This is a genomic window from Paraburkholderia sp. J69-1, assembly GCF_905220255.1.
In the GTDB taxonomy this organism is placed as follows: domain Bacteria; phylum Pseudomonadota; class Gammaproteobacteria; order Burkholderiales; family Burkholderiaceae; genus Paraburkholderia.
This window is the reverse complement of the sequence record NZ_CAJMZG010000030.1, coordinates 40,374-53,856: the sequence shown is the minus strand read 5'-3', so window position 1 is coordinate 53,856 and position 13,483 is coordinate 40,374. Positions and strand designations below refer to the sequence as shown.

The window sequence follows — 13,483 nt, the reverse complement described above, 5'->3', positions numbered from 1 at the left end:
GTGTTTGCGGCTTGCCGATATCAGACGCAGAGATAGCCGCCGTCGATTGGCACGATCGCGCCGGTCATGAACGAAGCGGCGGGCGAGCACAGGAATGCGGCGACGTTGGCGACTTCCTCGGGCAGACCCCAGCGCTTCATCGGCGTGCGATCGAGGATGCCTTGCGAGCGCCCGCTATCGTCCTGCAAAGCCTGGGTGAGCGGCGTCGCGATCCAGCCCGGCGCGATGGCATTCACGCGGATGTGGTCGGCGGCATAGGCGATGGCGAGCGAGCGCGTGAGCTGCGCCACGCCGCCCTTGCTCGCGCTATAGGCGGGCACGAGTCCGCCACCGAAGAAGCTCAACATCGAAGCCGTATTGACGATGCAGCCCGACGAAGCACGCAGCAGATCGCGAGCGCTCGAACACACCCGCATCGTGCCGTTGAGATTGATGTCGAGTACGCGCTCGAATACCTCGATTTCGTGTTCTTCCACGCGGCTGATCACGCCCGCGCAATTGATCACGATATCGAGCCGGTCGAGTTTGCCGATCAGCGCGGCGACATCTTCGGAAGAGCGCACGTCGAGCGTGGCGCGCTGAACATTGGCGTCGAGTGCGTCGGGCGCCGATGGCGTCGCGACGGGCGGCGGCAAACCGGCGGCGTGCGTACGCGCGCCGAGTTGCGCGAGCCGGTTAGCGATCGCGGCGCCGATGCCGGAGAAGCCGCCAGTGACGAGCGCGACTTTGCCTTCGAGAAGATTGGTCTGGAATGTCATGGTGATAGCTACAGGTGAGTTCAATAAAAGTGGCGTAATTCAGGTGGCTTGCGGCGCGGCAGCGTGCGCTGCGTCCTCGGGCCTGACTTCCTTCACGACGAAGAGATAGACGAAAGCCGCGGCGAACGCGATGGCCGCGCTGATCAGCAGCGCATTGACGAACGAATGTGTCTGGTCGACTACGATGCCGGTGATGACCGGTGCGAACGAGCCGCCCAGATAACCGCCGAAGTTCTGCATGCTGCCGAGCGACGCCACCAGGTGGCGCGGCGCGGCGATGCTCACGAGCGCCCATGCGCTGCCGCTGGCGAGGTTCACGAAGAACATGGCGAGCGACACATAGGTGATGGCGAGCGCGGTGCTGGGCGTGTACGCGGCGGGCACCGTGAACGCTGCGGCGCCGATCAACCCCACGCACACGGGCCACTTGCGGCTGCGGATTGGCGCGACGCCGCGTTTGAGCAGGTAATCGGCGATAAAACCGCTGCCCGCCATGCCGATCGTGCCGAACACATAGGGAATCGCCACGAGCCAGCCGGTGTGCGCGATGCTCAGGTGGCGCTCTTTCTCCAGATAGCCGGGCAGCCAGGTGAGGTAGAGCCACACCATATAAATCACGCCCATGAAGCCGAAAATCATGCCCCAGGTGTTGCGCAGCTTGAGCAGCATGCCCCATTCGGCAAAGCTGATGCCTTTTGCGCGCGGCGGTTCCGTTGCGCCATCTTCGAGCCATTCGGTTTCATCGGCGCTCAGTGCGATCTGATCGCGGTTGCGATAGACCGCATACCAGCCGATCGAAACCAGCACGCCGAGCACGCCCATGATGATGAACATCGGTCGCCATCCGAACGAGAGCATTAGCACGGTGAGCAGCGGCGGGGCGAGCATCGGCGCGATCGTCGATGAAGAGATAAAGGTGCCGGTGGGGCCGCCGCGCTCGCGTACGGCGAACCATTCGTGGATCACTTTCGCGCCAGCCGGAAAGAGCGGTGCTTCCGCCACGCCCAGCACGATGCGCGCTGCCAGGAAGTGATTGAGCGTCTGGATGAAGCCGCCCGTGACCTGCGCGACCGACCAGACGAGCATGCCAAGTCCAAGCATCACACGCGAGCCGAAACGGTCGAGCAGCGCGCCCACCGGCAATTGGGCGAACGCATACGCAAGCGAGAACGCTGAAAGCAGCAGGCCCATTTCGGCTCCATTCAGATGCAATTCCTGCGCGACCGAATGATTGGCGATCGACAGCGTGCTGCGGTCGAGATAATTGACGATGCCGGCCACCGTGAGAAACACGACGGCGACCGTCTGAATGCGTTTGAGCCGGGGCGATTTGGTCGGCATGGCTCGTCTCCTGTAGTTTGTTGTCGGTGTCGAAGGTCCGCGCACCTAATACGTCGCGCGGCCGCCCGAAAGATCGAAAGTCGCGCCCGTGCTGAATGAGCAGGAATCCGAGCAGAGCCAAAGTGCAAGCCCGGCGACTTCCTCAACCGTGCCCAGACGGCCCATCGGGCTCTTGTCGATCATGGTCTGCACATGGGCGGGCGACATCTGTGCGAGCAACGGCGTGTCCACGGCCGCGGGCGCAATCGCGTTGACCAGTACGCCCGCCTGCGCGAGTTCCTTGCCGAGCGATTTAGTCAGCGCAATCACACCGGCTTTGGCCGCGCTGTAGGCCGAGGCATTCGGCGTGCCTTCCTTACCCGCGAGCGAGGCCACGTTGACGATGCGGCCCGCGCCGGTCTTGCGCATCACGGGCACGACATGCCGGCAGACGTGATAGGTGCCGAGCAGATTCACCTCGACGATGCGCTGCCATTCGGCGGGCGAATAGGCGTCGAGCGGCACGGTCGAACCCGCGAAGCCCGCGTTGTTGACGAGGAAGTCGATCCGGCCGAATTCCTTGAGCGTGGCGGCCAATGCGGCTTCGACCGTTTCCGGGCGCGTGACGTCCACGGCGACGTGGCGCGGAGCGTGAGGCGAAGCCGTCTCGCCGGACACGCGGTCCCAGTTGACCGTGCGTGCGCCGGATGCCGCGAAGGCGTCGCAAATTGCGCGGCCGATGCCGCCCGCCGCGCCCGTCACGACGGCCACACATCCGGCGAAATCGTAGCGGGCGGCGCTCATCGGATGAACTGGTCCACGTAGTCTTCGCCCAGACCCACCGACGCATAGTGCTTGCGGCACATGTCGATCTTCGTGAAGACGTCTTCGTAGCCCGTGTAGTTGCCGTACGGATCGCAGTAGAACATCACGCCGTTCACCTGGAAGTAGGTGATCATTTCCTCGACGTCGTCGGGCACGTAGAGCGTGTGCGTTTCGCCCGGCGGCTCGAACACATAGCTGCCTTCGGTCGCCTCCCAGTCGTGTTCCAGATAGCGCCAGCGGCCCTTGAGCACCATGCCGTGAACGGCCTGCGGATGGCGATGCCGGCTCAGGACGCCCGATTTGCGCACGCGCAGCAGGTTCATCCAGTAACCCTGCGAACGGTTCAGACAGAGCGGGCGAAACCATACGTTTTCGGCTTGTGGCACCCAGACGCGTTCGTCCGTGGGAATGGCGGAGGGCACGACGATCTCCTGTTGCGCGTCTTTGGGGAACGGCAGTTGATAGGGCGTCATCGGCGAAAAGTCCTGATCTGGCATGTAGGGCTCCTTGTTGTTCGTCCATAATATGGACATAAAGTCCACGATATGGTTAATTTTGATCTTGATCATGGAACGTGGTCAATGCCAGGGTAAGCCCCAGGCATGACTTCAGACGCAGCGTGCGTCCCGCTGATGCAACTCTCAAAACTATCGTAAGATATGTTTTTCGACATCCAGAAGTGATGCGCAGGCGCCCCCCGCAGGTTTCGCGCTCGCGTGTGCTCATTCACCGCATGAACCGTCCGTTCCCCGCCGATACCCACGCACCCACGCCAGCCCGCTTGCGGGCGATCATGATTCTCGTCACCGGGGCGCTCTTCATGGAGATTCTCGATGGCACCGTGATTGCCACTGCGCTGCCGGCGATGGCGCGCTCGTTCGGCACCACGGCGGTCGCGCTCAATATCGGCGTGAGTGCTTATCTGCTCGCGCTTGGCGTGTTCGTACCCGCGAGTGGATGGGTGGTCGACCGCTTTGGCGCACGCCGCGTGTTTGCGTTCGCGATCGCCTTGTTCACGCTGACATCAGCGTTATGCGGGCTGTCGAATGGACTCGTGAGCTTCGTTATCCTGCGCGTGGTACAGGGTGTGGCGGGCGCGTTGATGGTGCCGGTGGGTCGACTCGTCGTCATGCGCTCCACGCCAAAGGAGCGGCTGATGGCGGCGATGCAGTCGCTGGTCTGGCCCGCGCTGATCGCGCCGGTGCTCGGGCCGCCGGTTGGCGGCTTTATCACGACACACTTTGGCTGGCGCTGGATCTTTTATCTGAATGTGCCGATCGGTCTGGTGGCACTGGCGATTGCTTACTTCATCATTCCGGATGCGCGGGAAGCGCGCGAGCGTCGCTTCGACTGGTCAGGATTCCTGCTTAGTGGCTTCGGCACATTCATTTTACTGACCGGTCTCGAGCGCGCCGACGCGCGAATCGACGCCATCACGCTCGGCATGCTGACCAGCGGCGTTGCAATCCTTGTGTTAGCGGTTCGCCATTTATTGCGTTCGCGTGCTCCGCTTGTCGATCTCTCTGCGTGCTCGATTCCAACTTTTCGCGCAGCGCTTCGGGGCGGTTCGCTGGCGCGTATGGCAATCGGCAGCGCGCCGTTTCTGCTGCCTTTGATGTTCCAGGTGGGCTTTGGCTACGACGCGTTTCATTCCGGTTTGCTCGTGCTCGCCGTGTTCGCGGGCAATCTCACAATGAAGTCGCTCACCACGCCTATACTGCAGCGCTTCGGATATCGGCCGGTCATGCTCTGGAACGGCGTGTTCTGCGCGATCTTCCTTGCCGCATGCGCGTTTCTGCAACGTAATACACCCGTGCCGATCACGCTGCTGCTGCTGTTCCTGAGCGGCATGACGCGCTCGATGCAATTCACCGTTCTCGGCACGATTGCTTACGCGGATGTCGCGAAAGAGCGCATGTCCGATGCCAATAGTCTCTTCAACACGGCTTCGCAAATCGCGATGGCGGCTGGCATTACGCTTGGCGCGCTAAGCGTGCGGCTTGGTCACTTTGTTGCGCTTCGGGCCGACTGGCATGGCAGTGGAATCGAGTATCGGCTGGCGTTCGTACTGATCGGGCTGGTTGCGTTCGCAAGCATCTTCGATGCTGTTCGTCTTCCAAAAGGCGCTGCCGACCATTTCATCACGCGTTCGACCTGACCGACTGGTTAGCACTGGCCTGCTCTCGCGTCATATGAAACCGTTCGTCCATGCAAAAGATGCGCTTTCCCGGCCATCCTAATTTCTTGCGAATTTGATTTGCATAATGCCGCAATCGGGCGTGGACCGCGCTCACAGTATTGAGGCCAACATGATGCAAATCCGGCTTTCCGCGCGTCGGCGCACGGGCGTTCTGTTACTGACCTGTGCATTGGCGGCGTGTTCGCAGCAGCAAAAAAGCGTGCAGAAAAAAGTGCAGACGGTGACCGTGGAAACGGTCAAGACCGTCGCGTTTGCGCAATCGTCGTCGATGCCGGGGCGCGCCACGTCGTTCCTGACCTCGCCGGTGACGCCCCAGGTGACCGGCGTGATCCAGAAGCGCTTGTTTACCGAAGGCAGCGTGGTGCACGAAGGGCAGGTGCTCTACCAGATCGACCCCGCGCTTTATCAAGCGACCTACGACGCCGATAAAGCCGAGCTCGAAAAAGCCCAGGCCGCGCTGCTTTCCGCCCAGCCGATTGCCGAGCGTGACCGCTCGCTCGCCGCCATCGACGCGATCAGCAAGGAAGCGCTCGAAGAGGCCGAAGCCACGCTCAAGCAGGACGAAGCCACCATTGACGCCGATAAGGCCGCGCTCGAAAGCGCGCGCATCAATCTGGGCTACACACGCGTGACCGCGCCTGTCACGGGCACGATCAGCGCGTCGGCCTATACGCCGGGTGCGCTGGTGACGGCCGATCAGACCACGGCGCTCGCCACCATCTACGCCTACGATCCGATGTACCTGGACGTGACCGAATCGAGTACGGACGTGCTCGCGCTGCGCAAGAAGTTCGCGAGCGGCGCGTACAAGACCGACGCGAACGGCAACGCCAAGGTCAAGATCACGCTGGAAGACGGCACGACCTACGCGCACGAAGGCACGCTGCAATTCACGGGCGTGGGCGTCGATCAGACCACGGGCACCATCACCTTGCGCGTGATCGTGCCGAACCCGGACAAGCTGCTGCTGCCCGGTGAATATCTGCATGCGGTGATCGATCAGGGCGTCAACCAGAATGCGATTCTGGTCCCGCAGCAGGCGGTGGCGCACGATCAGCGCGGCAACGCGACGGCACTGGTGGTCGACGCGCAGGACAAGATCGAGCAGCGCACGCTGATGCTGGCTGGTACTGCGAACAACAACGAATGGGTGGTGACGGGCGGCCTCGCCACGGGCGAGCGCATCGTCGTGGCCGGATCGCAGTTCGTCAGTATCGGCGACCCCGTGAAGGCGGTCGAAGCGCCTGCATCGGAGCAGGAAGCCGCCGCCGATACGAATAGCGCCGCGTCGTCGTCGGCCGCGTCGCCTGCGCCCGCAGCGAACTAAGGGGCGAGTGCATGCGTATCGCTCATTTCTTTATCGACCGCCCGGTGTTCGCCTGGGTGCTCGCGATTCTCGTGTCGCTGGCCGGCGCATTCGCGATTACCCAGTTGCCGCTCGATCAATATCCCGACATCGCGCCGCCCACGATCCAGATCACGGCCACCTATAATGGCGCGTCTGCGCAGACGAACCAGGACGCCGTGGTGCAGGTGATCGAGCAGCAGATGGTCGGTCTCGACAATCTGATGTACATGTCGTCCTCGGCGAATTCCGAGGGCAATATTTCGATCAAGCTGACCTTCTCGGCGGGCACCAATCCCGATACCGCCCAGGTGCAGGTGCAAGACCAGTTGCAATCGGCCAACGCGCTCTTGCCGACCGAAGTGCAGGAAAGCGGCGTGACTGTGCGCAAGGCGTCGCCCGATACTTTCCTCGTTTTCAACCTCGTGTCCGAAGACGGCAAGATGAGCAAGTCGGCCATTGCCGATTATCTCTACAGCAATCTGGAAGAACAGATCGAACGACTGCCCGGCGTGGGTCAGGCGCAGCAGTTCGGCTACGAATACGCCATGCGGATCTGGCTCGATCCGAACAAGCTGCAGAAATACGCGCTGATGCCGTCTGATGTCGTGACCGCCATCGACGCGCAGAACAACGACGTGGCGGCCGGCGAAGTCGGCAATACGCCTGCGGTCAAGGGCCAGGAGCTCGACGCGACCATCACGGCGCGCAGCCGCCTGACCACCGCACAGCAGTTCCGCGACATCGTGCTAAAGACCGAAACCAACGGCTCGCAGGTGCTGCTTGGCGACGTGGCGCGCGTCTCGCTCGGCCCGCAGGCCTATACGGTCGAAACCAACTTCAACAACAAGCCCGCTTCGGGTCTGGGGTTGCAACTCGCGCCGGGCGCGAACGAAGTGCAGGTCGACAAGGAAGTGCACGACTTCCTCAACAAGCACGCGGCGAGCTTTCCGGCGGGGTTGAAGGTCGAATACCCCTACGAAATGGTGCCGTTCATCACGACTTCCATCGAGGAAGTGGTGAAGACGCTCGCGGAAGCCATCGTGCTGGTTGTCGCGATCATGTTTCTGTTCCTGCAGAACCTGCGCACCACGCTGATTCCGGCGATTGCGGTGCCGGTGGTGCTGCTTGGCACCTTCGGCATCCTCGACGTGTTCGGCTATTCGATCAACATGCTGACGATGTTCGGCGTGGTGCTGGCGATCGGGCTGCTGGTCGACGATGCGATCGTGGTGGTGGAAAACGTCGAGCGATTGATGACGGAAGAGCATCTTTCGCCGCGCGACGCCACCAAAAAGTCAATGACGGAAATCAGCAGCGCGCTGGTGGCGATTGCGATGGTGCTCTCCGCCGTGCTGTTGCCGATGGCGTTTTTCGGCGGCTCGACCGGCATCATTTACCGGCAGTTTTCGGTGTCGGTGGTCTCGGCGATGGCGCTCTCCGTCGTGGTGGCGCTGACCTTCACGCCCGCGTTGTGCGCGACCCTTCTCAAGGACGGCCACGAGAAACCCAAGGGACGCTTCTTCAGCAGCTTCAATCGCGGCTTCGACACCTCGACCGGCAAATATCGCCGCGTCGTTGACAGGATGCTGCATCACCGCAAGCCGGCGATCATCGTCTACGCGCTGCTGGTCCTGGGCGCGGGGCTGTTGTTCGTGCGCCTGCCCACTTCGTTCCTGCCCACCGAGGATCAGGGTGTGCTGATGGTCACCGTGACCGCGCCCGTGGGCGCGACGCGCGAGCGCACCGAAGCGACCATGGCGAAAGTTGAAGACTATCTGCTCAAGCAATCGGCCGTTTCTGAAGTGTTCAACGTCGCCGGTTATGCGGTGGGCAGTAACGGCCAGAACGTCGGTATGATGTGGGTGAAGCTCAAAGACTGGAGCCAGCGCACGGCGGTGAACGACACGGCGCAGGGTTTTGTCGCCAAGGCTTCGCGCGATCTCTCGCAGCAGATTCGCGACGCCAAGGTGTTCGTGCTGCAGCCGCCTACTGTGCGCGGGCTGGGCATCAGTTCGGGCTTCGACATGGAACTGGTCGACGAAGGCAATCTGGGCCACACGGCACTGGCCGCCGCGCGCGACAAGCTAATCAAGATGGCCAACGCCAGCGGCATCGTGCGGCAGGTGCGCTTTAACGGACTGGCCGATACGCCGCAGCTCTCGCTCGATATCGACGACCGCAAGGCCAGCGCGATGGGCCTTGCGCCCGCGGATATCAACACGACCGTGGAAGACGCGCTGGGGGGCGAATACGTCGACGAATTCCTCGACAATCAGCGCATCAAAAAGGTGTACGTGCAGGGCGATGCGCCGTTTCGCATGTCGCCGGAAGCGCTGGAAAACTGGTACGTGCGCAATACCGCCGGAACGATGGTGCCGTTCTCCGCGTTCGCGACTTCGCACTGGACCTTCGGGCCGCCGGAGCTGGACCGCTATAACGCGCAATCGTCGTTCGAGATCGTTGGCGATCCCGCGCCCGGCGTGAGCTCCGGCCAGGCGATGCAGACCATGGCGCAACTGGTTGCGAAGCTGCCCAAGGGCATCAGCTACGCGTGGACGGGGCTGTCGTATCAGGAGCAGTTGTCGGGTGGCCAGGCGCCGTATCTCTACGCCGTGTCCGTGCTGTTCGTGTTCCTGTGTCTTGCCGCGCTCTATGAAAGCTGGTCGGTGCCGCTGGCGGTGCTGCTGATCGTGCCGCTGGGCGTGTTTGGCGCGGCACTCGGCACAAGCCTGCGCGGGCTGTCGAACGATGTGTATTTCCAGGTGGGACTGCTGGTGACGGTGGGGCTGTCGTCGAAGAACGCGATCCTGATCGTTGAGTTCGCAACCATGCTGGAGAAGCAGGGCGCGAGCACGCTCAAGGCCATCGAACAGGCCGTGGCGCTGCGCATTCGTCCGATCGTGATGACTTCGCTGGCGTTTCTGCTGGGCGTCGCGCCGCTGGTGGTGGCAAGCGGCGCGGGCGCGGCGGCGCGCCAGTCGATCGGCACGGGTGTGTTCGGCGGCACGCTGGTGGGTACGCTGCTGGCGATCTTTTTCACGCCGCTCTCGTATTTCATGGTACGCAAGTTGAGCGGCAAGGGGGCCGCGCCAGGCGGGCCGCGCGGTCCGGGCGGCGCCGATGCCCCCGCCGACGATTCCGGCTCGACCGGCGCGCAGGTGAGCGAGCACGAACACGCTTCGCAGGAGGCAGAAGAGAACGAGGCGTACTCGTTGTCCGCGAATGGAGGTGCAGCATGAGGCGCGTACTCAACTGGATGGCAGCTGGCGCGGCAGTCGTGGCGCTGAGCGCGTGTATTGACCTCTCGCCGCAGTATCGGCGGCCCGCTGCGCCGGTGCCGGCGGCGTGGCCCGATGCTGCGTCGTCCACGGGACCAGCGGTCTCGCTGACCGGGCAGACCGAACAGACGCTGGCCGCGGATATCGGCTGGCGCACTTTCTTTGTGGATGCGCGTCTGCAACGCACGATTGCGCTCGCGTTGTCGAATAGCCGCGATCTGCGCATTGCGATTCTCGACATCGAGAAAGAACGGGCGGAATACCGCATCGAGCGCTCGGCGCTGTTCCCCGAGATCGATCTGGGCGGCTCCGAAGAAGCGCTGCGCACGCCCACTTCCGTGCGCAGCGCAGACTCCGGTTCATCCTCTGGCACCACCGCCGCGAGCGGCACGACTACGCATATCTACAGCGCCAATCTAGGCTTCACCTCCTACGAACTCGATCTGTTCGGGCGCGTGCGTAACTTGAGCCAGGCGGCGCTGGAAACCTATCTGTCGACCATCGAAACGCGCCGTAGCACGCAGATCAGCCTGGTTTCCGATGTGGCGAGCGACTGGCTCACGCTTGCGTCCGACAAGCGCCTGCTGGTAATCGATCAAGAAACCGAAGCAAGCCAGCAGCGCACTTTCGATCTGGTCGATCGTGAGCATGGGCTGGGCGCGGCGAGCGCGCTCGATGTCGAACAGGCGCAGGCAAGCCTGCAGTCCGCGCGCAATGCCGTGGCCCAGGCGCAGACGACGGTGGAACAGGCGCGCAATGCCCTCGATCTCGTGGTGGGCGCACCTGTGCCGGTAGCCGATCTGCCCGACGCGCAGGTCGATCCCGTCGCCAGCATCATGACGATTCCGGCGGGCATTCCGTCGACCGTGCTGCAACGCCGCCCCGACGTGCTGGCCGCCGAACACACGCTGAAAGCCGATAACGCCGACATTGGCGCGGCGCGCGCGAACTTCTTCCCGACCATCAGCCTGACCGCGGCGTTGGGTTTCGAAAGTCCCGCGCTCGCGCAGCTGTTCACGGGTAGCAACCGCAACTGGTCGGTCGAGCCGTCAGCGGTGATCCCGATCTTCAATGCGGGCGAAAACCGCGCGACGCTCGACGCCGCCAAGGTCACGCTCAAGATCGACGTGGCGACCTACGAGAAGACCCTCCAGACCGCCTTCGAGGAAGTCGCGAACGCGCTGGCGACGCGCGCGACCATCGACGCGCAGCTCGACGCCCAGACCCGCACCGTGCAGGCCGATCAGCACGCTTACGACCTGACGATGGCGCTCTACCAGCAGGGCAGCGACAGCCTGATCGATGCCTTGACCGAGCAGCGCCTGCTGTATAGCGCGCAGCAATCGCTGGTGGCCACGCAACTCTCGGCGCAAACGAGCCTGATCACGCTCTATGCGGCGCTGGGCGGTGGCGTGGAGGCGGACGACGCGCATGCCGCCAGCCACGCCGCCGCGGCCAGCCGCTGAGCGCCGCCGCGACGGGTATCATGACCGCACGATTCCCGTCACAAGGACGCCAGGCAACGACATGCCAGCAGTGCTGACCCGCGCGATACACGCGATCCGACGCTCGAGCCTCACCGGCAAGCTGTTTGCCGCGATGCTCGTCGTCAATGTGCTGGTGATCGGCGCGATGGCCGTGGGCGCGCAGATCAGCTTCGAGCGCGGTTTTCTCGGCTACCTGGAGCATCAGGAAATCAAGCGGCTCGAATCGAGCGTCGGGCCGCTAGGCATGGCGTATCGCGATCACGGTAGCTGGAATTTTCTGCTGGAGAATCGCAGTCTCTGGCACGAAATCATGCGGCCTTACGCGCCCGCCTCGTATCCGGTGTCGAGCCACGCGCCGCTGCCGCGCCTGCCGGTGTCGTCGCTGATCGGCACCAACACGCGCTTCACGCTGCTCGACGCCCAGGGCCATTACGTATTCGGCAATCCGTCGTTTGCCGATAGCTCGCCGCGCCGTCCCATCGTGGTGAGCGGCAAGACCGTGGGCTGGTTGCTGATGGTGCCGTTCGAGCGCGCCACCGAAGCGGGCGATCTGCGCTTCCAGAAGACCCAGCGCGAATCGAGCTGGATCATCGCGATTGCCGCTACGCTGCTGGCGATTCTCACGACCTTGTGGATGGCGCGCGCGCTGGCCTCGCCGTTGCGGCGCATCGCCAGCGCCACGCACACGCTCGCGGGCGGCGATCTGAGCGCGCGTGTGCCGACGGTATCGAGCGGCGACATTGGCCAGCTCGAACGCGATTTCAACCACCTTGCGCAGACGCTGGAAAGCACCGAGCGCATGCGTTCCGCGCTGGTCGCCGATATTTCGCACGAACTGCGCACACCGCTTGCGGTGATGAGCGGCGAAATCGAGGCGATTGAAGTGGGCGTGCGGCCTGTGAGCGTCGAGGCGGTGCGCTCGCTGGGCGGCGAGGTGAAACGCCTGAGCCGGCTGGTCGACGACCTCTACGATCTTTCGCTCGCCGACGTGGGCGCGCTGCGTTATCACCACGAACAGACCGATGTGTGCGAGACCTTGCGAGCGGCGCTGCGCCGCGGCGCGCGCCGCCTGAGCGATGCGGGCTTGACGCTGCACGCCAATCTGCCCGATGCGCCGCTCTGGGTACGCGGCGACGAGCGGCGGCTACAGCAGGTCTTCACGAATATCCTTGAAAATGCGCTGCGCTATGTCGATTGCGGCGGTGCGGTATTCGTGAGCGCGCGTGAGGATGCGAGTACAGTGCGCATCGAATTCGACGACAACGGCGCGGGCGTGGCCGATGCGTATCTGCCATCGCTATTCGAGCGCTTTTATCGCGTGGAGGCGTCGCGCAGCCGCGCGACCGGCGGCGCGGGACTTGGCTTGCCGATCTGTCGCGGCATTGTCGAAGCGCATGGCGGGCACATCGATGCGGCGCGTGCGCCGCAAGGCGGCTTGCGCATCGCCATCGAATTGCCGCGTTGGAAAGACGGCGCGGCGAAGGACAGCACAACGCCGTTATTGATCAGGACAGCAGCCAGGAACCGAAGTGAGCGCGACTAACGAAACACCGATCGATATTCTGATCGTCGAAGACGAACCGAAACTCGCTAGCCTGATGGCGGATTTTTTGCAGGCCGCGGGTTATGTAACGCGCGGCGTGAGCGATGGACTCGCCGTGGCTGGCGAAGTGAAGCGCCAGATGCCGGGTCTGATCGTGCTTGACCTGATGCTGCCGGGCCGCGATGGCCGCGATATCTGCCGCGATCTACGCACGTACAGCGAAGTGCCGGTCATCATGGTGACGGCGCAGGTGGAGGAAGTGGATCGGCTGATTGGCCTTGAACTGGGTGCGGACGATTACATCTGCAAGCCCTTCAGCCTGCTGGAGCTGGTGGCGCGCGTGAAGGCGATCTTGCGCCGCTCGCGCTTTGAGCGAGCGCCAGAAAGCGTGCCGCTCAGTCTGGACGAAGAATGTTTTCAGGCGACCTTTCGCGGCGTGACGGTCGAGTTCACGCCGATCGAATTCCGCTTGCTCAAGACGCTCGCAGCGCGGCCAGGCCGCGTGTTTTCGCGCGATGCGCTGATGGACCAGCTGTATCCCGATGGCCGCATCGTCGAGGACCGCACCATCGACAGTCACGTCAAAAAGATTCGCCGCAAATTCGAATCGATCGCACCGGACGAGGATGTGATCCAGTCGGTCTATGGCGCGGGATTCCGGCTGGCGTTATAGGGCTTGTTTCGGAGTTAATTGCAGGGCTGAGTATTTCAATCCTGTCGTCAG

Annotated in this window: 10 protein-coding genes; 6 read left to right on the top strand and 4 right to left on the bottom strand. The window is 63.2% G+C overall.

What is annotated here, in order from left to right:
• Nucleotides 1–20 precede the first annotated feature (20 nt).
• Genes U5A67_RS36650 through U5A67_RS36635 form a run of 4 tightly spaced genes read right to left on the bottom strand, consistent with a single transcriptional unit; the run spans nucleotide 21 to nucleotide 3,400 of the window.
• Complete coding sequence (locus U5A67_RS36650) at nucleotides 21–758, bottom strand: SDR family NAD(P)-dependent oxidoreductase (protein ID WP_321818168.1); 738 nt, start codon at nucleotides 756–758, stop codon at nucleotides 21–23.
• A 39-nt stretch (nucleotides 759–797) separates the two neighbouring features.
• On the bottom strand, nucleotides 798–2,099 hold the full coding sequence (locus tag U5A67_RS36645) for an MFS transporter (protein WP_321818167.1): 1,302 nt from the start codon (nucleotides 2,097–2,099) through the stop codon (nucleotides 798–800).
• Between the two features lie 45 nt (nucleotides 2,100–2,144).
• Nucleotides 2,145–2,882, bottom strand: a complete 738-nt coding sequence (locus tag U5A67_RS36640) for an SDR family NAD(P)-dependent oxidoreductase (protein WP_321818166.1) — start codon at nucleotides 2,880–2,882, stop codon at nucleotides 2,145–2,147.
• Nucleotides 2,879–3,400 (bottom strand): 2,4'-dihydroxyacetophenone dioxygenase family protein, encoded by a 522-nt coding sequence (locus tag U5A67_RS36635; protein WP_205986365.1) that lies wholly within the window; start codon nucleotides 3,398–3,400, stop codon nucleotides 2,879–2,881. Before U5A67_RS36635 ends, U5A67_RS36640 begins: the two co-directional genes overlap by 4 nt.
• A 236-nt stretch (nucleotides 3,401–3,636) precedes the next feature.
• On the opposite strand from U5A67_RS36635, the gene U5A67_RS36630 reads away from it, so the two are divergent.
• The 6 genes from U5A67_RS36630 to U5A67_RS36605 all read left to right on the top strand — a co-directional run bounded on the left by U5A67_RS36630 (nucleotide 3,637) and on the right by U5A67_RS36605 (nucleotide 13,432).
• Nucleotides 3,637–5,061 (top strand): MFS transporter, encoded by a 1,425-nt coding sequence (locus U5A67_RS36630; RefSeq protein WP_321818165.1) that lies wholly within the window; start codon nucleotides 3,637–3,639, stop codon nucleotides 5,059–5,061.
• Between the two features lie 241 nt (nucleotides 5,062–5,302).
• Entirely contained in the window at nucleotides 5,303–6,430 is a 1,128-nt protein-coding gene (locus U5A67_RS36625) for an efflux RND transporter periplasmic adaptor subunit (RefSeq protein ID WP_321818164.1), read from the top strand.
• A 17-nt stretch (nucleotides 6,431–6,447) separates the two neighbouring features.
• Nucleotides 6,448–9,690, top strand: coding sequence for an efflux RND transporter permease subunit (locus U5A67_RS36620; RefSeq protein ID WP_415768175.1), 3,243 nt, complete (start codon nucleotides 6,448–6,450; stop codon nucleotides 9,688–9,690).
• A complete protein-coding gene (locus tag U5A67_RS36615; RefSeq protein ID WP_321818162.1) occupies nucleotides 9,687–11,195 on the top strand; it encodes an efflux transporter outer membrane subunit in 1,509 nt (502 codons plus the stop codon). The genes U5A67_RS36620 and U5A67_RS36615 overlap by 4 nt, the downstream gene beginning before the upstream one ends.
• A 61-nt stretch (nucleotides 11,196–11,256) precedes the next feature.
• A complete protein-coding gene (locus U5A67_RS36610; protein ID WP_321818161.1) occupies nucleotides 11,257–12,759 on the top strand; it encodes an ATP-binding protein in 1,503 nt (500 codons plus the stop codon).
• Nucleotides 12,746–13,432 (top strand): response regulator, encoded by a 687-nt coding sequence (locus tag U5A67_RS36605; protein ID WP_321818160.1) that lies wholly within the window; start codon nucleotides 12,746–12,748, stop codon nucleotides 13,430–13,432. Before U5A67_RS36610 ends, U5A67_RS36605 begins: the two co-directional genes overlap by 14 nt.
• Nucleotides 13,433–13,483: the final 51 nt, after the last annotated feature.

Coding starts and splice junctions, on each gene's coding strand:
- U5A67_RS36650 (WP_321818168.1), bottom strand. CDS start 758: ATGACATTCCAGACCAATCTTCTCGAAGGCAAAGTCGCGCTCGTCACT.
- U5A67_RS36645 (WP_321818167.1), bottom strand. CDS start 2,099: ATGCCGACCAAATCGCCCCGGCTCAAACGCATTCAGACGGTCGCCGTC.
- U5A67_RS36640 (WP_321818166.1), bottom strand. CDS start 2,882: ATGAGCGCCGCCCGCTACGATTTCGCCGGATGTGTGGCCGTCGTGACG.
- U5A67_RS36635 (WP_205986365.1), bottom strand. CDS start 3,400: ATGCCAGATCAGGACTTTTCGCCGATGACGCCCTATCAACTGCCGTTC.
- U5A67_RS36630 (WP_321818165.1), top strand. CDS start 3,637: ATGAACCGTCCGTTCCCCGCCGATACCCACGCACCCACGCCAGCCCGC.
- U5A67_RS36615 (WP_321818162.1), top strand. CDS start 9,687: ATGAGGCGCGTACTCAACTGGATGGCAGCTGGCGCGGCAGTCGTGGCG.
- U5A67_RS36610 (WP_321818161.1), top strand. CDS start 11,257: ATGCCAGCAGTGCTGACCCGCGCGATACACGCGATCCGACGCTCGAGC.